The following is a 21,235-nucleotide window of genomic DNA, read 5'->3' on the forward strand; positions in this document are numbered from 1 at the left end:
GGCACGGTGCGCCACCCAGGTGCCCAGCAGAGGTGCCAGACGAGCAGCAGGGATTGTCCCATCGGATGAATGTCAAAAGCGCCCCCCGAATTTCCGCACTGCCGGCTCCGCCGCTGCGTGAGTACTACTCCCGCGTCCTGGCCTATATCGCCATCGCTGCCAGTATTGCTGCTGGCACCTACACCCAGCATTTCGGCTACGACATTCTCTGGATGGTGCCCTACGCCCTGCTTTACCCGCACCTGGCGCACCATCTGAGCCTGCGCTTCAAACGCGAGCATCCGCAGCGCACCACCCTCAGCCTGCTGTTTATTGACGCTGTGCATGCCGGCGGCGCGCTGGCCCTGCTTGGTTTCTCGGTGGTCCCCAGCCTGATGTCGCTGCTGATTTTGCTGTTCAGCGCGCTGGTCATCGGTGGCGTACGTCACCTCGCCCTGGCCTCGCTGATTGCCCTAAGCGGCGCGGTGTTCTGTGCGGCGCTGTTCCAGGTCAAGCTGAACATCAACACCCCACCGCTGGTGGCACTGGTCAGCATCTTTTTCACCACCCTGTATATCTGCATCACCGCCTACTTTGTGCACCAGCAGGGCTTGCGCCTGGCACAGGTGCGCAGCGAAATAACCCGCGAACAGGAAAAAGCCGCACGCCTGGCGCGCAATCTGGCCAAGTACCTGTCACCACAGGTGTGGGAATCGATCTTCACCGGCAAGAAGAGCGTGCGCCTGGAAACCCAGCGCAAGAAGCTCACGGTGTTTTTCTCCGACATCAAGGGCTTTACCGAACTGTCCGAAGAACTGGAAGCCGAAGCCCTGACTGATCTGCTCAACACCTACCTCAATGAAATGTCGAAGATCTGCCTGAAATACGGCGGCACCATCGACAAATTCATCGGCGACTGCGTGATGGTATTTTTTGGCGACCCGAGCAGCAAAGGCGCGAAGAAAGATGCGGTGAATGCCGTGTCCATGGCCATCGCCATGCGCAAGCATATGAAGGTGCTACGCCAGCAGTGGCGCGCCCAGGGCATCACCAAACCGCTGGAAATTCGCATGGGCCTGAACACCGGTTATTGCACGGTGGGCAACTTCGGCGCCGATACTCGCATGGATTACACCATCATCGGCCGCGACGTGAACCTCGCCAGCCGCCTGGAAAGCGCCGCCGAAGCCGGTGAAATTCTGATCTCCCACGAGACCTATTCGCTGATCAAGGACGTGATCATGTGCCGCGACAAGGGCCAGATCAACGTCAAGGGTTTTACCCGCCCGGTGCAGATCTATCAGGTGGTGGATTTCCGCCGCGACCTGGGCGCCACCTCCAGCTATGTCGAGCACGAACTACCTGGCTTTTCCATGTACCTGGATACCAACGGCATCCAGAACTTCGACAAGGAAAAGGTTATCCAGGCCCTCAGTCAGGCAGCCGATAAGTTGCGTGACAAGGTGATCATGTAGCGCCCACCTGGGCCTGCAAGCACAGCTCACCATCGAGCAGCGGCTGCTGCGCCAGAAACTCCAGCGCCGAAGCCCGCCAGGATTGCCGCGCCGCCAACTCGGCGCAACGCGCGCGATCCAGGCTCAAGGCCGCCACACAGGCCGCACCCAAGTCCTCATGCATGACCCCGCTGACGCCCGCCTGCAGCACATCTAACGGCCCGGCGACCGGAAATGCCGCCACCGGTGTGCCACACGCCAGGGCTTCGAGCATCACCAAACCGTAGGTATCGGTGCGCGAGGGAAACACCAGCACGCTGGCGTTCTGAAACGCCTCGGCCAACGCCTGGCCATGCTGATAGCCGAGAAAGCGCACCTGCGGATAAGCCGCCTGCAATGCCTCACGCTGCGGCCCATCGCCGACCACCTGCTTCTGCCCCGGCAGATCAAGGGCGAGAAACGCTTCGATATTCTTCTCTGGGGCAATTCGCCCGACATACAGAAACACTGGCTCAGCCAGGCTTGACGGCGTTACGGCTGGGCGAAACAGCCGCGTATCAACACCCTTGCGCCACAGCACCAAGCGTTTGAAGCCCCAGCCGGCAAACTCCTCACGCATGCGCTCGGTGGTCACCAGCACCGCCTGGCTGGGCCGATGAAATGCGCGCAGAAAGGCATACCCCCAGCGCAGCGGCACCCAGGGCCAGCGGGTGTGTACATATTCGGGAAAACGCGTATGGATGGCGCTGGAGAACGCCAGGCCGCGCTTGCTCAGCCAGCGCCGCGCCGCCCAACCCAATGGGCCTTCAGTAGCCAGGTGTACGCAATCGGGCTGAAACGCGCGAATCGCCGGACCAACCCGCCAGAGGTTCCATACCAGGGGAATTTCCGGGTAACTGGGGCATGGCAGCGCACGAAAATCCGCTGGCGACAGCAGCTTGACCTGATGCCCCAGGCCGCGCAGCTCGCTGATCAACGCCTGCAGGCTAGTCACCACACCATTGACCTGCGGTGACCAGGCGTCAGAGACGATCAGAATTCTCACAGGGCCGGCTCAGCAGCCACAACCGGGGCAGCCTGCAGCTGACGCGCCTGATCATCGGCCAAGCGATACAACTCGATGCTGCCATCCAGGTGCTCGATCAGCGCCGTGCAGGACTCCACCCAATCGCCGCAATTCATGTACTCGACCTCACCCATCGGGCGGATTTCGGCGTGGTGGATATGCCCGCAGACCACGCCGTTGAAGCCGCGTTTGGCACACTCGTGGACAATGGCTTCTTCAAAGTCGCTGATAAAGTTCACCGCCGTCTTGACCTTGTGCTTGAGGTACGCCGACAGCGACCAATAGCCATAGCCATAGCGGCTGCGCCAGTAATTCAGCCAGCGATTGAGGGTCAGGGTGAACTCATAGGCCGAGTCGCCGAGAAAAGCCAGCCAGCGGTGATAGCGGGTGATCACGTCGAACTGGTCGCCATGAATCACCAGCAAGCGCCGGCCATCGGCGGTAAGGTGCTCGGCCTCGTCGACCAGCTGGATATTGCCGAGCATCAGGCTGGAATAGCGCCGCAGAAATTCGTCATGGTTGCCGGTGACGTAGATCACCTCGGTGCCGCGCTTGCTCATGGTCAGCAGGCGGCGGATCACGTTGCTGTGCGACTGCGGCCAATACACTCCGCTGCGCAGCTTCCAGCCATCGATGATGTCACCGACCAGGTAGATCTTGTCGGTCTGGTAGCGTTTGAGAAACGCCGCCAGGTGTTCGGCCTGGCAATCCCGGGTGCCCAGGTGCACATCGGAAATCCACAGGGTACGGACACGTTGCTTGCGGCTGGGCTTGGCGAGCTGGGCGCTGGTCATGGACGACCTCCGGCTGGGTTTGCTCGAGTCTGCGCAGGCGTGGTGAAAGGTGCATGACAGCGCCGTGGCAATTCGGTGACATGCCCCAAAGGGTATAAACTGGCTGGCCGAACAAGGAGCCCACCATGTCCTCGCTGCTCTCGCTGCGTCACTACCGCCATGAACTGCTCAGCCACAGCCATGACCACGCGCAGCTGGTGTTTGGCCTGAGCGGCCTGCTGGAGTTCGAAGTGGCCGGCCAAGGTAGCCAGGTAAAGCGTCAGACCCTGGCCGTGGTGCCTAGCGATGCGCAGCACGCCTGCGGCAGCAAAGACGGCAGCCACTGCCTGGTGCTCGACGTACCTTGCGAAGGCTGGCTGCAACAACAGCTGGGCCGGCATCTGGATGCCACCCGCCGCCTGCTGGAAAAACCCGCCGCTGTCAGCCTGAATCCCGCGCAGAGCCAGTTGGTCAGCTGGCTGGCCGCCAGCCCGATCAATGACCCGGTGATTGCCCAGCAAGGCGCTGCCCTGCTGTTGGCCAGCCTGGCCAATGGCGAGCTGCCCACCCATGCAACCAGTTGCCTGCCGCTAACGGCGCTGGATGCGCATATTGATCAACATGCCGCACACCCGCTGCAGGTGGCCGACCTGGCGCGCCTGGCCGGCCTCTCGGCTGCGCGCTTTCATGCGCGCTTTCTCGCGGAGACCGGGCAAACGCCGATGGACTATGTGCGCAGCCGTCGTCTGCAGCTGGCGCGTCAGCTGCTGCAAGGCAGCAACCTGGCAATTGGCGAGATCGCTGCACGGGTCGGCTACAGCTCGCAAAGTGCCTTTAGCGCCGCCTTGTTGCGGCATCTCGGCGTTACACCTCGGCAACTGCGCCGCGCTGAGTAATTTGCCGGCACTCGCTTGCGAGAGCCTGGCGACAAAACCCGCGACTCCTGAGACAGACAAGGCCGCAGGCAGACACCTAGACTGCCCGGCAGAATCGAGGAGTCGCCTATGCACAACATCGAATGGCAGGATTTCGTCAAACCACTACCCAACGGCGCGCGCCTGGCATGAATCAACGTAATGCCCTCTGGGCCATCCACTTGGGCGCCCTGCTGTTTGGCCTATCGGGCATCTTCGGCAAGCTGGCCAACACCACCCCGCAGATGATCTCCGCCGGCCGCGCCATCTTCGCCGTGGCGGCCCTGCTGCTGTTCGCCAAGCTGATCAGCAATGCGCGCCTGGTCCGCCTTGGCTTACGCCAGACCAGCCTGCTGGCACTCGGCGGTTTGCTGCTGGGCGGCCACTGGTGGAGTTTTTTCGAATCCGTGCATATCTCCGGCGTGGCCATCGCCACCCTCGGCTTTGCCAGTTTTCCGGCCTTTACCGTGCTGCTCGAAGGTTTGCTGTTCCGCGAACGCACCCGGCCGGTCGAATACGCCATGGTGGTACTGGTGTGCCTGGGCCTGGTGCTGGTTACCCCGCATTTCGACCTGAGCAGCCAGGCCACCAGTGGCCTGCTCTGGGCGGTGCTGTCTGGCCTGCTGTTCGCCCTGCTGTCGCTGCTCAACCGCGCCAGCACCCGCGGCATCGAGCCGGTGCAAGCAGCGCTGTACCAGAACCTCACCGTACTGCTGGTATTCCTGCCGCTGGCCTGGCCGACGCTGCCCAGCGTGCAGGCACAGGACTGGTTGTGGATGGCCATGCTCGGGATTTTCTGCACGGGCCTGGCGCACAGCCTGTTCGTCGCCAGCCTGCGGGTACTCAAGGCGCGCACCACGGCGGTGATTTTCGCCCTGGAGCCGATCTACGGAATTGCCTTCGCCTGGCTGCTGTTCAGCGAAGTGCCGACCTTGCGCATGCTGGCCGGCGGCCTGCTGATTGTCAGTGCGATCTTTCTTTCGGCGCGGATGGCCAAGTGATCCAAGCGTTCCTCAACAACGCTCAGCGGTCGTTGTGGCCCAGATCGCGCGCCGGATCAATCTGATCGCGCAAGCGCTGCTTGAGCACCTTGGCCTCGGGGAAACCACCATCGGCTTTACGCTCCCAGATTTGCACGCCATCGCAGGTGATGCGAAACACCCCGCCCGTGCCCGGCTCCAGGCAGACCCTGGCCAGATCATCGGTAAAGCTCGACAGCAGCTCCTGCGCTAGCCAGGCGGCGCGCAGTAGCCACTGGCATTGCGTGCAATAGGTGATGACCACTTCGGCTTTGGGGCTGGACATTGGCAGGCTCGCGACGGCTGAAAAGCCGATGATAACGCGCAGCAGCCTGGCCTGGCGCAGCAAGAAAAACGCCCGCGTACCAGAGGCACGCGGGCGTTGAGCGACAGCCTCGTGTATCAAGCGATTTTGGCCAGTAGCTGACGTGCCTCCTGCTTCTGCTCTTCATCGCCCTCGTTGATCACTTCATTGAGAATCTGGCAGGCACTGTCCAGGCTGCCCTGCTCGATATAAGCCAGGGCCATGTTCAGTTTGGAGAGATTTTCGCGGTTGCCGGCCAGATCATCCAGGTCATCCAGAAGCTCCACGTCGAGCACGTCACCGCCCCAGCCATCGTTGGAGGTTTCCTCCACCAGCATCGACTCGGCAAACGGGCTGCGGGCATCGCGGCTGCCTGACAGCTCGAAAATATCCGAGGTCTTGCGCTTGGCCGCAGCACCGCTCTCGGCCTTGTCCGCCAGTTTTTTCGGCGCAGTCGGGGCAAAGGGACTGACCAGATCCCAGTCGGCATCTAGCGACATATCGTCCAGATTAAGCTGGCCATCATTGGCAGCCTCATCCAGCGGTTGCGCCTCGACCTCATCCAACTCCAGCACCACATCGTCCAGCAGGCTGGCTGGCGGCGCGCTGAAAAGCTCGGCATGCCGCGCTTTCAGCTCGTCAATCCGCGCCGGAGTAAAGCCGGATGCCCGGACCAATGCTTCATGGGCGATAAAGCCCTGGGTATCACCCAGCAAAGCCAGAACTTCCAGCAGGCGGAAGCCGATATCGCTGCGCTGCGGCTGGGCGTCCCAGGCCTTGCGCAAGGTACTGGCGGCCTCACTCAGACGGCCATAGGCGATATACACGTTGGCACTTTGCAGCGCATCTTCACCCGCAGCTGGCCATACCGGCCCCGTGCGCGGCACCTCACGCACATTCAGAGCCACTGCGGCTGCCGGCGCGACCGCTACAGCCGGCGCAACACTTGGCGCCTTAGGCATGGCGGGCGTCAGCGCAGCGGCTACCGCAACAGGCGCGGGTTCAACGGGCTTTCTGCTGCGCCAGAACAGGCCGGCCACGCCCGCCAGTAACAACGCCAGCAGACCGGCGATAAGCGCCAGCCAGTGGCTACCTGATTCCGCTGTAGCAGGCGCGGCTGCCGCGACCGGCGCAGCCACAGGTGCTGCGGTTGCTTCGGCACTCGCCCGGCGTGCGGCTAACTCAGCCTGCAGGCCGGCAATCTGCTGATCCCGCGCCTCCATCTGTTCCTGCAACTGCTGCACCTGCAAGCCCAGCTGCGCCAGGCTCTGCTGCAATTGCAGGGTCTCGCTAATCTGATTGGCCAGTTCCTGTTCGACGCGGGCCTGCTCCTCAATCAACAGCTCGGCCGGCGGATCAACCGGCAGCTGAGCACTTGGGGCAGCTACAGCCTCTGGCGCAGCCGCTGTGGCAACAGCTGCTTCGGCTACTGCCGGTGCAGCACTGGCGAGGCTGTCGGGCAAAAGCAATTGCGCACCAGCACGCAGGCGATTGATATCGCCATTGATAAAGGCTTGCGGGTTAAGCGCATGGATATCGTTCATCAGCGCCTGGGGCGTCACCTGCCTGGCATCGGCGGCCAAACGCGTGGCTATCTTCCACAGGCTGTCGCCGCTGACCACGCTGTAGCGATTCCCCTGCTGCGCGGTGGGCATTACCGCCGGGCGCACAGGTGCGACAGGTGCTACACGCGGCGTAGTGGCGACAACAGCGGGCGCGGCAGATGCTGCAGGTGCAGCCAGGCTGCGGTAGGCGGCCGAACTGGGCGGGTCGAGCAGCACGGTGTACTCGCGGTACAGCTGGCCATTGGGCCGCAACACTTCGACGATAAAGTTCAGGTAAGGCTCACGCACCGGCTGAGTCGACACCACGCGAATCACGCTCTTGCCGCCGCGCAGCAATGGGGTGAAGCGCAGGTCATTGAAGAAATACAGGCGATCAACGCCGGAGCGGCTGAACACGTCGGCGGGCGCCAGGCGCACACGCATGTCTTCAGCGGTCAGGTCGCCCACATCAAACAATTCGATTTCGGCATCCAGCGGCTGACTGAGCGCCGAATGCAGGGTGATTTCGCCCAGGCCAAGGGCCGGAACCAGCCCCGAATACAGGGCCGAGCTGGATGCCAGACCAATGAGTAACTGACGAACCTTTGCCATAAAAAACGCTCCCGGTGAATCCGCCCCCTGTGCCTTCGCCACTTCACGTCCAAGACGTGCGCTTCCAGCGCTTGCGAAAGTATAGAAGTCGGCAAATGTTGCCTTGGGAAGATACGTTCCGTGTTTAACCCGGCTGGTGCATGGCAATAATTACGGCGCACTGAATAGACAAATGCCAACCGCCGTTTGGCAAAAAGCCACCACAGGTGCAAGCATAGGCCTGCAGTCAAGAAAATGACAACTCCGTCACACTACCGTTTAGCTGTCAGCGTCTTGTCGATTTGACGCCCCAGGCCGCTAAAACCGTGACTGCAAATACTCCGGCCACCAGCCAGAAACTCTGCTTGAAGGCCAGCATCTCGGCGAGGTGATCGCCGCCTTCAGCGCTGTGCCGCCACTCCAGAAAGAAAGTCAGCAGATTGACCCCGAACGCGCCGCCCAGCTGGCGCACGAAGGTAATGGCGCCTGCGCCCTGGGCCAGTTCCTCGGGGCTGAGGATATCCAGCGAGCCGGTACTCAAGGCCGGCAGCAACACGCCCAAGCCAATGCGCCCGACGCAAGCCCAGAAGCACAGCTGGATAAACGAGGCGCCCTGCTCGACCCAGGCCAAGCCCGCCACCGACAGCGCAAAAATCAGTAGTCCGGCACTCAGCAGCACGGCCGCAGACAGCCGATCACTGAGCCAACCACCGAGAAAGGACGCCATGCCCATCAATATCCCGGCCGGCAACAGCAGCAGACCCGAGCGCCCGGCGCTGAAGCCTTCGACAGTCTGCAGATACAACGGGATCAGGTAAGTCGAACCATACAGGCCCAGGCCCAGGGTCAAGGCGACCCAACTGGCGCTGCGAAACCCGGCATGCCGCCACAGCGCCAGCGGCAGCAGCGGCTGAGCGGCACGCCGGCTGCGCAGAATAAACCCCGCGCCCGCCAGCAGTGCCACACAGCCCGGTAACCAGACCCTCGGCGCCGACCAGGCAAAACGCTGCGCTTCAGCGAGAAAACCCAGCGCGGCAAATATCGCCACACAGAGCCAGGCAAAGGCCTGAATATCCAGACGCGGCGTGCTGCGCTCACGCTCACTGGGCAGCAACCACTGCCCGGCCAGCATGGCCAGCAGACACATCGGCAGCGGCATCCAGAAGATCGACGGCCAACCGAAATGATCGACCAGATAACCGCCGATCCCCGGCCCCAACGACGGCGCCAGCATCACCCCCAGGCCGTAGATGCCCAACGCCATTCCGCGGCCGCCATCGGCGAATACCCGGAAGATCAGCACCATGGCCAACGGCTGTACGATGCCCGCGCACAGCCCCTGCACGATGCGCAGGGCAATCAGCTGCCAGGCAGCGTGCGCCACCAGCGCCAACAGGGAACTGAGAATAAACAGCAGCAGGCCGAATTGCGCCGTACGCCGCGCGCCAAAACGCGCCTGGGCCCAGGCGGCCAACAGCAAACCAGCGGTCATGGCCGCGAGAAAGCCGGTGGATAGCCACTGAGCCAGGGGCCGGCCGATGGCGAAATCCGCCATGATCGCCGGCAAGGCGACATTGATGCTGGTGGAGGCCAAGACCATGGCCATGCTGCCGACCATCAGCAGCGCCAGCAGCCACTGCGGGTAACGCGGACCGAAGCGTTGCTGCAGGCTCTGCAGGTCGTCACGCATCAGCGTTTTTCCAGGTTACTCAACACCTGGGCGTGGACCTTCTGGCAGCGGCGCAACTCGTCTTCATCGATGCCGGCGAACACTTCCTGGCGCAGTTGCGCGGAGATCGCTTCGATCTTTTCAATCAACGGGCGGGCTTGTGGGCTGAGGGCAATCTTTTTCGCACGGCGGTCTTCCGGCACCGCCTGACGGCTGACCAGCCCCTGGGCTTCCAAGCTGTCGAGCAGGCGCGCCAGGGTTGGTCCTTCAACGCCGACGCTCTGCGCCAATTCGCGTTGGGTCGGCAATTCGGCAAAGCGTCCCAGGTGCAGCAGCACCAGCCAGCGGGCTTGGGAAAGCCCCAGACCGACCAGACGGCGATCCAGTTCGGCGCGCCAAGCGCGAGACAGTTGGGCAACTTGCATGGCAAAACGGTGTTGATCGGTATGCGACATGGACAACGGCTCTTAACTATAAAAAACTAATTATTAGCCAGCTAACCATAACCCTTATAACGAGGCAAGCCTGCAAAAGGTTTCACCACTTTACATACTGATCTTCGACAAAGCCCCACAGGTTGTCGATGCGCACTTCGGGCCGGCCAATCGGCCGCAGCACGCCAGTGAACTGGCCGAAAATCTGTTTGAAGTTGCTCGCCAGCAGCCCCACGTTCAACCGCTCCTTGTGTAGGCCACGCCCCTCGAAACGCAGCTCCACCTGGCCGTCATAGGAGTTGATCATCCAGGGTTCTAGCGGTTGATCACGATCAAAGGCAAAGCGCACGGTATCAACCTTGAGCAACTCGCCGTCCAGCCAGAAGCAGTTCTCGGTAAAACTGCTTTCATTGACCCCGCAGGACAGGTTCAGCCCGACCCGCTGCTCACCCGCCAGGCCGGACAAGCAGGCCCAGTTCCAGTGGGTTTCAGGCCGCATATAACCGGCTGACCAATCGTGATGAGCAAATGCGCCAATCTGCGCCAGATCAAAATCCCCCAGCGCGCTACGCACCTGCCCTGTGCAGCGCACCCCCGCCACTTTCTGCGCATAGACCCAGCCATTGACCGCCGTAGGCGTGTTGATGCACATCGGCTGAAAAGCAGGCTCTGCCTCGGAGAAACAGGCATCGATGCGGGTGCCGTCATCCAGTTCTACCAGCAGACGCTTTTCCTTGGATGCGGCGTCGTTCTCCAGGCGCAGCAGATTGCCGCCGCTGCGCACCTCACACACGCCCTGATCCGGGGTCTGTGAAAACTGACTGCCAAAGCCCAACGGCAGCTTGAACTGACGCTCAATCATGCGCCCGCTGGCCGGGTGGAACAGGTAGACAAAGCCCACACCCAGGAGACTCAGGTTGGCCAGCGCACAGCCGCCGATCAGCTCATCGCTGATCAGGCCGAAATACTGGAACTGATGAAAGCGCCGCCATTTGGCCAACGCGCCCAGCTTGCGGCCCATGGGCGAGCGGAAATCAAAATCGCGGTAATTGATCAGCCCCGGCGCGGCGGGAAAGATGCCGTAATGCGGCTGGCCGTTGGCCTGAATCAGTCGGTCCATCGCAGCAATCACTCAAGGAAAAAACCTCAGCGATGCTAGCACCGCGACTTCGCTCCGGGCATTCACCGCAGGCGCCAAGCACAGCGGCAAAATCGGCCACAACGGTGTAGGTTGGGTTGAGCTCCGCGAAGCCCAACAGCGGCGTCCGGTCTGGCCTCGGCGTAGCGCCCAGCATTGCCCGTTGGGCTTCGTCGCTGCACTCCTCAACCCAATCTACGCCACGACCTGATTACGGCCAAACGCCTTGGCCTCATAAAGCGCACGATCCGCATGCTCGTAGAGCTGCGCCAACGCCCCACCTGCGGCAGGCTGGATGCAGGAAATGCCAATCGACATAGTCAGCATGCTCGCCGTATCCGAGCCGGCATGTTCGATATTCAGGGTCTGCAGGGTTTGGCGCAGCGCTTCGGCGTGATGCCGCGCTTCGGCTTCGCCTATGTCATAGAGCAGCACGGCAAACTCTTCGCCGCCCAGGCGCACGGCCATGTCCAGCGGGCGCCGCGCGGCGTCCTGCAGCAGGCTGCCAATACGCTGCAACACGTTATCGCCGGCCTGGTGGCCGTAGTGATCGTTGTAGGCCTTGAAGTGATCAACATCGCAGAGCAGCAACGCCAGGCCACGATGTTCGCGCTGCGCCTGACGCCACAGGCGCTCGAACTGCCGGTTGAAACTGCGGCGGTTGTGCAGGCCAGTCAGGCTGTCGTGATCGGCCAATACGCGCATCAGTCGGCTGATCAGAAAGTGCTCGCGTGATTTGAACTCCAGCAGGTAACAACCCACCGCGCCCATCAGGTTGCCGAACAGCAGAAACAGGGTGTTATTGATCAGCCGAGGCACCGGCAAGCTGGCCACCAGCAGTTCGACGCAGACGTAGACCAGCAGCACCAGCAACGAGCAGCACAGCGCCTCGATCAGACGTAAACCCGCCAGAAAGTAAGCGGCCATACAGACCAGCAACAGCCCCTCATAGGGGTAGCTGGGATCAACTCGATGGGCAATGCCAACCACAAAGGAGGCTGCCGCGCCCAGCGCCAACAGGCTGACCAGACTCAGCGGTTGCAACAGATGAATATGCTTGCGCTGAATCAGCAGCCCGCCGAACAGGCACAGCAACACTAAAACGGCGAGGCGAATGGCCAGCATCCACCACACCTCGGGCGCCTTGATCAGGACAAAATCGAACGCGGCAAAGGCCAGCCACACCAGAATGCCCACGACCAGGGCAATACGCTTGAGGTCGAAGGTGTCGTCACGCACATAGTTGCGATACTCCCGCTCCAGCGGCCGCGAAAAGCGCAACAGGCGAAAGCCCAGGGCGAGCTGATCGGCATAGGGGCTGGGGCGAACATCGTCTAACCAGGCATGGGAAAGCGGCACCGGAACCTCTGCAGCTGGGTGGCTGAAAACACCTTAGTCGCTCGTACCCGGTGCCACAAGATCAACCGGCGGCCAGACTGCGCTCACTCAGGCCTCGAACTCCGCCTGCAAGGCCGCTCGCACGCAGTGCAGAATGCCCAGCTCCACACGCCCGGCAAACTGCTCGCTGATCGCCGCTACCGGCGGCAGCTCACCTTCGCCATCGAGAAAGGCATCCTGAATCTCGCCGAGCAATGCTTCGGGCACATCCAGCGCCTGCTCCAGGGACAACTGCTGACGGCCAATGGCTTCGGCCAGCAGGCCGTAGACATTCTTCTCGCTGCAGCTGAGCTGGCTGGCGATCTGCGCCGGGGTCATGCCGGCACGGGCCAGACTGACCAATTCGTGGCGCAAATCGACCACCGCTCGCGGCGCTTCATCATCCGCACCGAGCACGGCCAGGAAGGCCTCGCCATAACGCTCCAGCTTGCGTGCGCCGACGCCACTGACCCGCGCCATCTCGGCCAGGGTACTGGGCTTGCTGCGCAGCATCTCCAGCAAGGTGGCATCCGGGAAGATCACATAAGGCGGCACGCCATGCTCTTCCGCCAGCTTGCGGCGCAAGGCGCGTAGCGCTTCCCATTGGCCACGCTCCTCACCACGCACCAGCTGGCTGGCGGCGCTGCTGGAGGCCTTGGCGCTCTGTTGTGGTTTCAGATCACGACGCAATTGCAGCGTCACCTCGCCCTTGAGCAAGGGCCGGCAACTGTCGGCCAGGCGTAGGCCACCAAAGCCTTCGAGATCGACATCGGCCAGACCACGCGCCACCAACTGGCGGAACAACGAACGCCACTCACCTTCAGTCAGCGCCTTGCCGATGCCGAACACCGCCAGATGCTGATGGCCTACGCCGCGGATCTTTTCGTTGTCGCGGCCGAGCAGCACATCGACCAGGTGCCCCACGCCATAACGCTGGCCGGTGCGATAGATCGCCGACAGTGCCTGGCGCGCCGGCTCGGTGGCATCCCAGGTCTGCACACCATCGATGCAGTTGTCGCAGTGCCCGCAGGGCTGCGGCATGTCCTCATCGAAATAGGCCAGCAGCGCCTGCCGCCGGCAGCGGGTTTCCTCGCACAGCGCGAGCATGGCATCGAGCTTGTGTTGCTCGACGCGCTTATGTCGCTCGTCGCCCTCGGAGTTGTTGAGCATCTGCTTGAGAAAAATCACATCCTGCAGGCCGTAGGCCATCCAGGCATCCGCCGGCAGGCCGTCACGGCCGGCGCGACCGGTTTCCTGGTAATAGGCTTCCAGGGATTTCGGCAAATCGAGGTGGGCGACAAAGCGCACGTTGGGTTTGTCGATGCCCATGCCGAAGGCGATGGTCGCCACCATGATCAGGCCTTCCTCGTTGAGAAAGCGCTTCTGGTGATAGGCGCGCAACTCGTTGGCCAGACCGGCGTGGTACGGCAACGCCGGGAAACCCTGCTCGGAGAGGAACGTGGCGACCTCTTCGACCTTCTTGCGCGACAGGCAGTAGACGATGCCGGCATCGCCCTTGCGCGCGCTCAGGAAGCTCAGCAGCTGCTTGCGCGGCTGCTCCTTGGGCACGATGCGGTAGAAGATATTCGGCCGATCAAAACTCGATAAAAAACGCTCGGCATTCTGCAGATGCAGACGCTGAACGATTTCCTCGCGGGTACGCATGTCCGCAGTAGCAGTCAGGGCAATGCGCGGCACATTGGGGAACAGCTCGGCAAGCTGGCCTAGCTGCAGGTATTCCGGACGGAAATCATGCCCCCATTGCGACACGCAATGCGCCTCGTCGATGGCGAACAGGGCAATGTCGAGGTTTTGCAGAAAGCTCAGCATGCGCGGCTGCACCAGCCGCTCCGGGGCCAGGTAGAGCATCTTGATCTCGCCGCGCTTGATCCGCTCGGCAATCTCCCGCTGCTCATCGGCGTTCAGGGTGGAGTTCAGCGCTGCAGCCGCCACACCCAGCTCATCGAGGGTGGCGACCTGATCGTCCATCAGCGCGATCAACGGTGAAACCACTACCGCCAGGCCTTCGCGCAGCAGGGCCGGCACCTGAAAGCACAGGGATTTGCCACCACCGGTGGGCATCAACACCAGGGCATCGCCGCCACTGGCCACGCGCTCGATAATCGCACCCTGACGGCCACGGAAGCTGTCGTAGCCGAATACGTCTTTGAGGATGCGTTGCGCGTGCTCGAGCATGAAGGGTCTCCGAAACAAGCCGCGCATTATACGCACCTGGGAATGGTGCTGAGTCCCGATCTGACTCTGCTGCGCATTTGCCCGTATTTACCTAGAACTATGGCCGCTGTAACAGGTCTGGACTAGAATCCAGCCTCGTTTACTTCTTCAAGGTAGCCCCCCGATGTCTTTCGCCGAACAATTGTCCCGCCTGCAAGCCTTCCTCGATGCCGATGAGCTGCATGACGAGGCACTGGACTACATCGCCGCCCACGGCTACCTGACCGCCCTGTCGATCTGCCCACAGCCGGTGCCGGAGCGCGAATGGATTGACGCACTGTTCTCCGAGCCGCCGCACTACCGCAGCGACGCCGAGCGCGAAGAGATCGAAGCCACCCTGATCCAGCTGCAAAGCCATATCGCCCGCCAACTGGCCAGTGACGATGAACCCGACGTACCGTGCGAGCTCGACCTGGGCGAAGAGCCGGACGATTCCGACCTGCGCGGCTGGTGCATCGGCTTTATGGAAGGTGTGTTCCTGCGTGAAGCAGTGTGGTTCGACGACGCCGAAGATGAAGTCAGCGAGCTGTTGCTGCCGATCATGGTCGGTTCCGGCCTGTTCGATGAGCAGCCTGAATTCGCTGAAATCGCCCGTGACCGCGACCTGGTCGACAGCATGGTCGAGCAGATCCCTGAGCTGCTGACCGCACTGTTCCTGCTGTGCCATGCGCCGGAAGAAAAACCGGCCCTCCTGAAGCCCCGCCACCACTAAGCACGCGCCATGGCGCGTGAGATTCGGGTGCCGCCGATCCAAGAGCAGCGCAACCCCGCTATTCGCTACGTTCTGCTGGCCATCGGCTGGCTGAGCGTGGCGCTGGGGGTAATCGGCATCTTCCTTCCTGTACTGCCCACCACGCCTTTTCTGCTGCTGGCGGCTGCGTGCTTTATGCGCAGCTCGAAGCGTTTCTACCTGTGGCTGGTCAATCACCGCCAGCTTGGCCCGTGGATCGTCGACTACCTCGAGGGCCAGGGCATCCCGCTCAAGGGCAAGGTCTACGCCATCAGCTTAATGTGGCTGAGTATTGGCCTGTCGTGCTACCTGGTGCCGCTGTTCTGGGCCAGGGCCTTTATGCTGACCAGCGCGGTGCTGGTTAGCCTGTATATCCTCAGCCAGAAAACTCGAAACAAAGCCTAAGCACCACGCCAGCCGACATTCGGTATATTCAGCGCGGCAAAAATCAGCAGCACCACCTAGACTTTCCCAATCTCCGGCCGAGGCGCGGTACATGCCACCCCGTCAGCTCACTCATGGATGGTTCAAGCGCCTCAACCGAGCGTTGCTGGGCGGCTGCATCCTGCTGATCGGTCTGGCCAGCGCCCTGGCCAACTGGGACTTCGGCGTCATCCTGCAAAATGCCGAAAGCCGCTATGGCAACCTCGGCGCAGCCAAGCAGCGCATTCAGGCCTGGGAGGCGCAAATCAAGGCCAGCGCCAATAGCAGCGAAAGGGACAAGCTCACCGAGGTCAATCGCTTCTTCAACCGGCAGATCCGTTTTGTCGACGATATCCGCCTGTGGAAACAGAACGACTACTGGGCCACGCCCATCGAGATGCTGGTCAAGGGCGCCGGCGATTGCGAAGACTATTCCATCGCCAAATACTTCACCCTGCGCCGCCTCGGCATCCCCAGCGACAAGCTGCGTATCACCTACGTCAAAGCACTCAATTACAACCAGGCGCATATGGTGCTGACCTACTACGCCAGCCCCGGTGCCGAGCCATTGGTGCTGGACAATCTGATCAATGAAATAAAACCCGCCTCGCAGCGCAAAGACCTGCTGCCGGTCTATGCATTCAATGCCGAAGGGCTCTATCTCGCTGGTTCCAATAGCAAAAAGAGCGATTCCAAAAAGCTCTCGCGCTGGCAGGACATCTTGAAAAAAATGCGCACGGAGGGCTTCGCCATCGGCGAAGGCTAGGAGGAACCTATGTCTCTACTCAAGCAGCTATTTCTCGCCATCTGCCTGTTCCTGGTAGTGGCCTTTACCGGCAGTTTTATCGCCGGGGTGGAAAGCTCGCGTGAGCAATTGCTCAGCCAGCTGCGCTCCCATGCCCAGGACGCCGCAACCGCGCTGGGCCTGTCGATGACCCCGCACGTGGATGACCCGGCGATGATCGAGCTGATGGTCAGCTCGATCTTCGACAGCGGCTACTTCACCAGCATCCGCGTGGTGCGCATCCCCAATGACGAGGTAATTGTCGAACGGCGCAGCGACGATGCCAGCACCGAGACCGTTCCGGCCTGGTTTAGCGAGCTGGTGAACCTGCAGCCCCAGGGCGGCGATGCGCTGATCATGCGTGGCTGGGAACAGGCCGCGCGGGTCGAGGTGCTCAGCCACCCACAGTTCGCCCTGGCCAAACTCTGGGACAGCGCCATCGGCAGCCTGATCTGGCTGCTGCTCTGCGGCCTGGTCAGCGCCATACTCGGCGGCTGGCTGCTGCGCACCCAACTGCGCCCGCTGGACAACATGGTGCAACAGGCCCAGGCCATCACCCGCCGCGAATTCCTCACCCTGCCAAAAGTGCCGCGTACACCGGAACTTAAACGCGTGGTCACCGCCATGAACCAGATGGTGGAAAAGCTGAAAACCCTGTTCGCCGAAGAAGCCGCGCGCAGTGAAAAACTGCGTGAGGAGGCCTACCAGGACAGCATCACCGGCCTGGCCAACCGCCGCCTGTTCGATATCCGCCTGGCCCATCAATTGGTGGTCAGTGAACAGAACGCCGAAGGTTATCTGCTGTTGCTGCGGGTCAACGACCTCGGCGGGCTCAACCAGCGCCTCGGCGGCCAGCAGACTGACGCGCTGATTGCCGCCATTGGCGAGCTGCTCAAGCGCCTGCTCAACCAGACCAACCGCTCGGACTGGCTGGCCTCACGCAGCCGGGGCGGCGAATTTAGCCTGCTGGCCCCCGGCATTGGCAGTGAAGAAGCCGACCTGCTCGCCGGCGAGCTGCACACCGGCCTGGAAAGCTTGCGCCAGACCGGTGCCAGCGACTGCACGCCAGTGGCACACATGGGCATTGCCGCCTTCCGCCCGGGTGAAGAACCCGGCCAGGTCATCGGCCGCGCCGATCAGGCCCTGGCGCAAGCACAGAACGACCCGAGCCGCGACTGGGTACGCCTGGACGACTACAACGCGCAACCGACTCAAGGCCTGCACGAATGGCGCACCTGGATCGACGACGCGCTGAACAAGCGCAAGCTGCAGCTGTATTTCCAGCCCGTCACGCAGTGTGCGGATCGCAACCGGCTGCTGCACCACAAGGTGCTGGCACGCCTGCTTGATCCACAGGGTGAAACGATTGCCGCCGGGCGCTTCCTGCCCTGGATCGAACGTCTGGGCTGGACCGCCCGCTTTGACCTGGCCATGCTTGAACACAGCCTGGCGCACCTCAGCCAGCATGCGGCGCCACTGGCCCTGAGCCTATCGGCCGCGACCTTGCGCGACACCGAAACCCTCAAGCGCATGTTAGACATCCTCAGGCAGCACCCGCAGCAGGCTAGCCTGCTGACCCTGGAAGTGGACGAACGTCACCTGCCACCTGCGGCCGAGCTGGAAGCGCTTAGCCAGGGCATCCGTGACACCGGCTTCAGCCTGGGCCTGCAGCACTTCGGCGGACGCTTCAGCCTGATCGGCAACCTGACTCACCTGGGCCTGGCCTACCTGAAACTCGACGGCACTTACATCCGCGCCATCGATCAGGAAAGCGACAAGCGCATGTTTATCGAGGCAGTGTTCCGCGCCACCAACAGCATCGACCTGCCGTTGATTGCCGAGATGGTGGAAACCGAAGGCGAGCTGGCGGTGCTCAAGGAGCTGGGGCTATACGGCGCCATGGGCCGCCTGCTGGGTGCGCCCATGCCGTGGAAGGATTAAGCAGAGCCGTAGCCCTGATGTAATTTGGGAGCTGTAGGGTGGATGACGCTCTTTTCATCCACCATAAGGGCTCTGTTGGTGGATGGGTAAAGCGTCATCCACCCTACGCCTGATCTCGAGTGCTCGTGCAACCCGGGGCTCAGCTGGCAAATAGATAGCCTTCCACATCCATCCCGGCATCACGCATCTGCGCCAGCTTGTAGCGCAGGGTGCGCGGGCTGATGCCCAGGCGCTCGGCAGCTTCCTTGCGCCGGCCGCGCTCGGCGCGCAGGGTATCGATGATCATCTGAAACTCATGCCGGCGCAGGTCATCGCCCAAGGCGCCAGCTTCTGCCGGCAAGGCGTCCTGCGGCGCAGGTGCGCTATTGACCACCACCGCCAACAGCTGCGGCGCAGGCGGCGTAACGGCCGAACCAATAGGTGCCAGCAGGCAAAGATCCTGCGGTTGAATCAGCCCGCCTTGCTGCAGAATCAGCGCACGCTGAATGGCGTTATCCAACTCACGCACATTGCCCGGCCAGCTATGGCTCATCAGGCTCATCTGCGCCTGCGGGGAAAGCCGAATCGGCGCGTGGTTCATTTTCTTCACGTACTTGGCCAGTAAACGCTCAGCCAGCGGTACGATGTCCGCCGGGCGCTCACGCAGCGGTCGCCAGGCCAGTGGAAACACTGACAGGCGATAGTAAAGATCTTCACGGAAGCGCCCCGCCGCCACTTCTGCAGCCAGATCGCGGTTACTGGTGGCCAGCACGCGGATATCCAGGGTAATCGGCTTACGCGCGCCCACCCGCTCCACCTCACGCTCCTGCAGCACGCGCAGCAGCTTGGCCTGCAGGCCCAGCGGCATTTCGGAAATTTCGTCGAGCAGAATGGTGCCGCCCTCGGCCAGTTCGAACTTGCCCGGCGCGCTGGCAATTGCCCCGGTAAATGCGCCCTTCTCGTGGCCAAACAGCGTGGCCTCGAGCATGTTGTCCGGAATAGCCGCGCAGTTGATTGCAATAAAAGGTTTGCTGCCACGTGGCGACTGCTGGTGAATAAAACGCGCCAGCACCTCTTTACCGGTGCCAGACTCACCCGTGATCAATACCGTGGAGTCGCTCTGCGCCACCCGCGTGGCCAGGGCCAGCAGCTGCACGCTGGCCGGCTCTTCAGCGACCGGGCCATCCTGCTCACCGGCAGAAACTCGGCCCAATGCATGCCGATCAACCAGCGTCAGCAGGGCTTTCGGCTCGAATGGCTTGACCAGATAATCCGCCGCGCCTTGGCGCATGGCATCCACCGCCCGCTCCACCGCGCCGAAAGCGGTCATCAGCAGCACCGGCAGCTGCGGCTGGCGCTGACGAATCTGCGCGAGCAACTGGTGGCCATCCATGCCGGGCATGTTCACGTCACTGACCACCAGGCCAAACGGCTCTTCGGCAATCGCCAGCAGCGCCGCTTCGGCGCAGTCCACCGCGCGGTAATCATGCCCACCCAGCGCCAGGGTATCGGCCAGTGCCTCGCGCAACGCGCGGTCATCTTCGACCAATAGAATTTTGCTCGCCATGGATGGTTACTCCTGAATCAAAGGGTGCGTAGCACCAAGCAGCGGCAAGGTGATAATGGCGCAGGTGCCACGCCCCGGCCGCGAACGCAGCTGCACATCGCCTTGGTGGGCGCGCGCCACTGCCTTGACCACGGCCAGGCCAAGCCCGGTACCGGTGGTTTTGGTGGTAAAGAAGGGTTCGCCAAGCCGCGCCAGCGTCGCGCTGTCGATGCCTGGGCCGTTGTCGCTGATGCACAGGCGCAGCGTTTCACCGCGCTGATACAGATGAATCTTCAAGCGCGCTTCACGGCCGCCAGCCTGAATCGCGTTTTCGATCAGGTTGAGCACGGTGCCGACCAGGGTGTCGCGGTTGCACAACAACTCGCCCGCGCGGCTGTCGCATTGCCAGCGCACCTGCATATCCAGCACATGGGGTTCGGCGGCGCTACGCAACGCAGCGAACAACGCCTTGGGTGCCAGACGGTCCGGCAGCGGCAGCTCGCCACGGGCAAAGATCAGCATGTCGCGCACCTGATGCTCCAGCTCGTGCAGGCGCTCTTTCAGGCGACCGGCAAAGCGCTGTTGCTGTTCAACTGGCAGCACCTGCTCAGTCAGGTGACTGGCGTAGAGCAATGCAGCCGAGAGCGGCGTACGAATCTGGTGCGCCAGAGAAGCAACCATGCGACCGAGGGCAGACAAGCGCTCGTGGCGGGACAGTTGATCCTGCAAGCGCCGGGTTTCTGTCAGGTCGGTCAGCAACACCAACTGGCCAGGTTCGGCGTGCAATGAACGGGTGGCAATCGACAGGCGCCGGCCATCCTTCAGGGAAATTTCGTGACCGTCATCCTCACGCGGGGCAAAGTTGCGCGCGATCACTTGGCGCCAGAGCATACCCACCAAAGGCTGGCCGAGCAGATTACGCGCCACCGGGTTGGCCTCACGCACCACGCCCTGGCCATCGATCACGATCACCCCGCCGGGCAACAGATCCAACAGGCTCTGCAGACGATGAGCCAGGCGCTCTTTCTCGGCCAGCTCCTGCATCCGCTGGGCACTGACCAACGCCAACTGGCCCTTGAGTTCAGTCACCCGCGCCTCCAGCATGCTGTAGCTGGTGCTGAGCTGAGTCGACATCTGGTTGAACAAGGCAAAGGCCTGTTCGAGCCCGGCACGGCTGGCCTGCTCCACGGGGGCAGGCGCTTCGGATTCTTCAGGGCGTTGGGCGTTAGCGTTCATGGTTCTCTCTCGCGCAGCGAGCCGTCATAAGACAGTCAGTTGCAAGAGAGATAGCAATACCCGTGCCTGAAAAAATATCCTTTTAAATCAATGCTATAA

The 21,235-nt window shown here is 62.1% G+C and carries 18 protein-coding genes; 7 read left to right on the plus strand and 11 right to left on the minus strand.

All coding sequences use genetic code 11. The features are described from left to right. The first annotated feature begins 65 nt into the window (after positions 1 to 65). Positions 66 to 1,454: an adenylate/guanylate cyclase domain-containing protein gene (locus tag Q8O69_RS01745; protein ID WP_275961313.1), complete on the plus strand. Its 1,389-nt coding sequence runs from the start codon at positions 66 to 68 to the stop codon at positions 1,452 to 1,454. Here the strand turns inward: Q8O69_RS01745 and Q8O69_RS01750 are convergent. Together Q8O69_RS01750 and Q8O69_RS01755 are read right to left on the minus strand one after the other, a co-directional pair. Beyond that, positions 1,447 to 2,478: a glycosyltransferase family 1 protein gene (locus tag Q8O69_RS01750; RefSeq protein WP_305589187.1), complete on the minus strand. Its 1,032-nt coding sequence runs from the start codon at positions 2,476 to 2,478 to the stop codon at positions 1,447 to 1,449. The genes Q8O69_RS01745 and Q8O69_RS01750 overlap by 8 nt on opposite strands. After that, positions 2,475 to 3,293 (minus strand): UDP-2,3-diacylglucosamine diphosphatase, encoded by an 819-nt coding sequence (locus Q8O69_RS01755; protein WP_305589188.1) that lies wholly within the window; start codon positions 3,291 to 3,293, stop codon positions 2,475 to 2,477. Before Q8O69_RS01755 ends, Q8O69_RS01750 begins: the two co-directional genes overlap by 4 nt. A gap of 125 nt (positions 3,294 to 3,418) precedes the next feature. Here Q8O69_RS01755 and Q8O69_RS01760 point away from each other — a divergent pair, with 125 nt between their 5' ends. Together Q8O69_RS01760 and Q8O69_RS01765 are read left to right on the plus strand one after the other, a co-directional pair. Continuing rightward, complete coding sequence (locus tag Q8O69_RS01760; RefSeq protein ID WP_305589189.1) at positions 3,419 to 4,168, plus strand: AraC family transcriptional regulator; 750 nt, start codon at positions 3,419 to 3,421, stop codon at positions 4,166 to 4,168. A gap of 167 nt (positions 4,169 to 4,335) precedes the next feature. Continuing rightward, on the plus strand, positions 4,336 to 5,187 hold the full coding sequence (locus Q8O69_RS01765; RefSeq protein WP_305589190.1) for a DMT family transporter: 852 nt from the start codon (positions 4,336 to 4,338) through the stop codon (positions 5,185 to 5,187). Between the two features lie 22 nt (positions 5,188 to 5,209). Here the strand turns inward: Q8O69_RS01765 and Q8O69_RS01770 are convergent, their stop codons facing one another. From Q8O69_RS01770 to recQ, 7 genes are all read right to left on the minus strand, one after another. Beyond that, the gene (locus Q8O69_RS01770) at positions 5,210 to 5,491 is read right to left on the minus strand and encodes a SelT/SelW/SelH family protein (protein WP_305589192.1); all 282 of its coding nucleotides are present in this window, start codon (positions 5,489 to 5,491) and stop codon (positions 5,210 to 5,212) included. A gap of 116 nt (positions 5,492 to 5,607) precedes the next feature. Continuing rightward, a complete protein-coding gene (locus Q8O69_RS01775) occupies positions 5,608 to 7,665 on the minus strand; it encodes a FimV/HubP family polar landmark protein (protein WP_305589194.1) in 2,058 nt (685 codons plus the stop codon). Between the two features lie 265 nt (positions 7,666 to 7,930). After that, the gene (locus Q8O69_RS01780) at positions 7,931 to 9,334 is read right to left on the minus strand and encodes a DHA2 family efflux MFS transporter permease subunit (RefSeq protein ID WP_305589196.1); all 1,404 of its coding nucleotides are present in this window, start codon (positions 9,332 to 9,334) and stop codon (positions 7,931 to 7,933) included. Further along, positions 9,334 to 9,768, minus strand: a complete 435-nt coding sequence (locus Q8O69_RS01785; protein WP_090248226.1) for a MarR family transcriptional regulator — start codon at positions 9,766 to 9,768, stop codon at positions 9,334 to 9,336. Before Q8O69_RS01785 ends, Q8O69_RS01780 begins: the two co-directional genes overlap by 1 nt. Before the next feature lie 82 nt (positions 9,769 to 9,850). Further along, positions 9,851 to 10,867: a DUF2804 domain-containing protein gene (locus tag Q8O69_RS01790; protein ID WP_305589199.1), complete on the minus strand. Its 1,017-nt coding sequence runs from the start codon at positions 10,865 to 10,867 to the stop codon at positions 9,851 to 9,853. A gap of 213 nt (positions 10,868 to 11,080) precedes the next feature. Then, positions 11,081 to 12,244, minus strand: coding sequence for a diguanylate cyclase (locus tag Q8O69_RS01795; protein ID WP_275961304.1), 1,164 nt, complete (start codon positions 12,242 to 12,244; stop codon positions 11,081 to 11,083). An 87-nt stretch (positions 12,245 to 12,331) separates the two neighbouring features. Beyond that, positions 12,332 to 14,458: a DNA helicase RecQ gene (gene recQ, locus Q8O69_RS01800; RefSeq protein ID WP_305589201.1), complete on the minus strand. Its 2,127-nt coding sequence runs from the start codon at positions 14,456 to 14,458 to the stop codon at positions 12,332 to 12,334. Between the two features lie 163 nt (positions 14,459 to 14,621). Between recQ and Q8O69_RS01805 the strand changes: the two genes are divergently transcribed. The 4 genes from Q8O69_RS01805 (at position 14,622) to lapD (ending at position 18,375) form a co-directional block, all read left to right on the plus strand. Next, on the plus strand, positions 14,622 to 15,209 hold the full coding sequence (locus tag Q8O69_RS01805; protein WP_305589203.1) for a YecA family protein: 588 nt from the start codon (positions 14,622 to 14,624) through the stop codon (positions 15,207 to 15,209). A gap of 9 nt (positions 15,210 to 15,218) precedes the next feature. Beyond that, positions 15,219 to 15,632: a YbaN family protein gene (locus Q8O69_RS01810; protein WP_305589204.1), complete on the plus strand. Its 414-nt coding sequence runs from the start codon at positions 15,219 to 15,221 to the stop codon at positions 15,630 to 15,632. Between the two features lie 91 nt (positions 15,633 to 15,723). Next, the gene (gene lapG / locus Q8O69_RS01815) at positions 15,724 to 16,416 is read left to right on the plus strand and encodes a cysteine protease LapG (RefSeq protein ID WP_305589205.1); all 693 of its coding nucleotides are present in this window, start codon (positions 15,724 to 15,726) and stop codon (positions 16,414 to 16,416) included. A gap of 9 nt (positions 16,417 to 16,425) precedes the next feature. After that, positions 16,426 to 18,375 (plus strand): cyclic di-GMP receptor LapD, encoded by a 1,950-nt coding sequence (gene lapD / locus Q8O69_RS01820; RefSeq protein WP_305589206.1) that lies wholly within the window; start codon positions 16,426 to 16,428, stop codon positions 18,373 to 18,375. A 139-nt stretch (positions 18,376 to 18,514) separates the two neighbouring features. Here the strand turns inward: lapD and Q8O69_RS01825 are convergent, their stop codons facing one another. Both Q8O69_RS01825 and Q8O69_RS01830 read right to left on the minus strand, forming a co-directional pair. Continuing rightward, on the minus strand, positions 18,515 to 19,921 hold the full coding sequence (locus Q8O69_RS01825; RefSeq protein WP_305589207.1) for a sigma-54 dependent transcriptional regulator: 1,407 nt from the start codon (positions 19,919 to 19,921) through the stop codon (positions 18,515 to 18,517). 6 nt (positions 19,922 to 19,927) lie between these two features. Next, the gene (locus tag Q8O69_RS01830) at positions 19,928 to 21,136 is read right to left on the minus strand and encodes a PAS domain-containing sensor histidine kinase (protein ID WP_275961297.1); all 1,209 of its coding nucleotides are present in this window, start codon (positions 21,134 to 21,136) and stop codon (positions 19,928 to 19,930) included. Between the last annotated feature and the right edge of the window lie 99 nt (positions 21,137 to 21,235).

It is taken from the genome of Pseudomonas sp., assembly GCF_030690725.1.
Taxonomy (GTDB): Bacteria; Pseudomonadota; Gammaproteobacteria; order Pseudomonadales; family Pseudomonadaceae; genus Aquipseudomonas.

What these genes read in the sequence shown, in the direction of transcription:
- Q8O69_RS01760 (WP_305589189.1), top strand. Translation starts at nt 3,419, where the DNA reads ATGTCCTCGCTGCTCTCGCTGCGTCACTACCGCCATGAACTGCTCAGC.
- lapD (WP_305589206.1), top strand. Translation starts at nt 16,426, where the DNA reads ATGTCTCTACTCAAGCAGCTATTTCTCGCCATCTGCCTGTTCCTGGTA.
- Q8O69_RS01790 (WP_305589199.1), bottom strand. Translation starts at nt 10,867, where the DNA reads ATGGACCGACTGATTCAGGCCAACGGCCAGCCGCATTACGGCATCTTT.
- Q8O69_RS01755 (WP_305589188.1), bottom strand. Translation starts at nt 3,293, where the DNA reads ATGACCAGCGCCCAGCTCGCCAAGCCCAGCCGCAAGCAACGTGTCCGT.
- Q8O69_RS01775 (WP_305589194.1), bottom strand. Translation starts at nt 7,665, where the DNA reads ATGGCAAAGGTTCGTCAGTTACTCATTGGTCTGGCATCCAGCTCGGCC.
- recQ (WP_305589201.1), bottom strand. Translation starts at nt 14,458, where the DNA reads ATGCTCGAGCACGCGCAACGCATCCTCAAAGACGTATTCGGCTACGAC.
- Q8O69_RS01830 (WP_275961297.1), bottom strand. Translation starts at nt 21,136, where the DNA reads ATGAACGCTAACGCCCAACGCCCTGAAGAATCCGAAGCGCCTGCCCCC.
- Q8O69_RS01765 (WP_305589190.1), top strand. Translation starts at nt 4,336, where the DNA reads ATGAATCAACGTAATGCCCTCTGGGCCATCCACTTGGGCGCCCTGCTG.
- Q8O69_RS01745 (WP_275961313.1), top strand. Translation starts at nt 66, where the DNA reads ATGAATGTCAAAAGCGCCCCCCGAATTTCCGCACTGCCGGCTCCGCCG.
- Q8O69_RS01785 (WP_090248226.1), bottom strand. Translation starts at nt 9,768, where the DNA reads ATGTCGCATACCGATCAACACCGTTTTGCCATGCAAGTTGCCCAACTG.
- Q8O69_RS01810 (WP_305589204.1), top strand. Translation starts at nt 15,219, where the DNA reads ATGGCGCGTGAGATTCGGGTGCCGCCGATCCAAGAGCAGCGCAACCCC.
- Q8O69_RS01805 (WP_305589203.1), top strand. Translation starts at nt 14,622, where the DNA reads ATGTCTTTCGCCGAACAATTGTCCCGCCTGCAAGCCTTCCTCGATGCC.
- Q8O69_RS01780 (WP_305589196.1), bottom strand. Translation starts at nt 9,334, where the DNA reads ATGCGTGACGACCTGCAGAGCCTGCAGCAACGCTTCGGTCCGCGTTAC.
- lapG (WP_305589205.1), top strand. Translation starts at nt 15,724, where the DNA reads ATGCCACCCCGTCAGCTCACTCATGGATGGTTCAAGCGCCTCAACCGA.
- Q8O69_RS01770 (WP_305589192.1), bottom strand. Translation starts at nt 5,491, where the DNA reads ATGTCCAGCCCCAAAGCCGAAGTGGTCATCACCTATTGCACGCAATGC.
- Q8O69_RS01825 (WP_305589207.1), bottom strand. Translation starts at nt 19,921, where the DNA reads ATGGCGAGCAAAATTCTATTGGTCGAAGATGACCGCGCGTTGCGCGAG.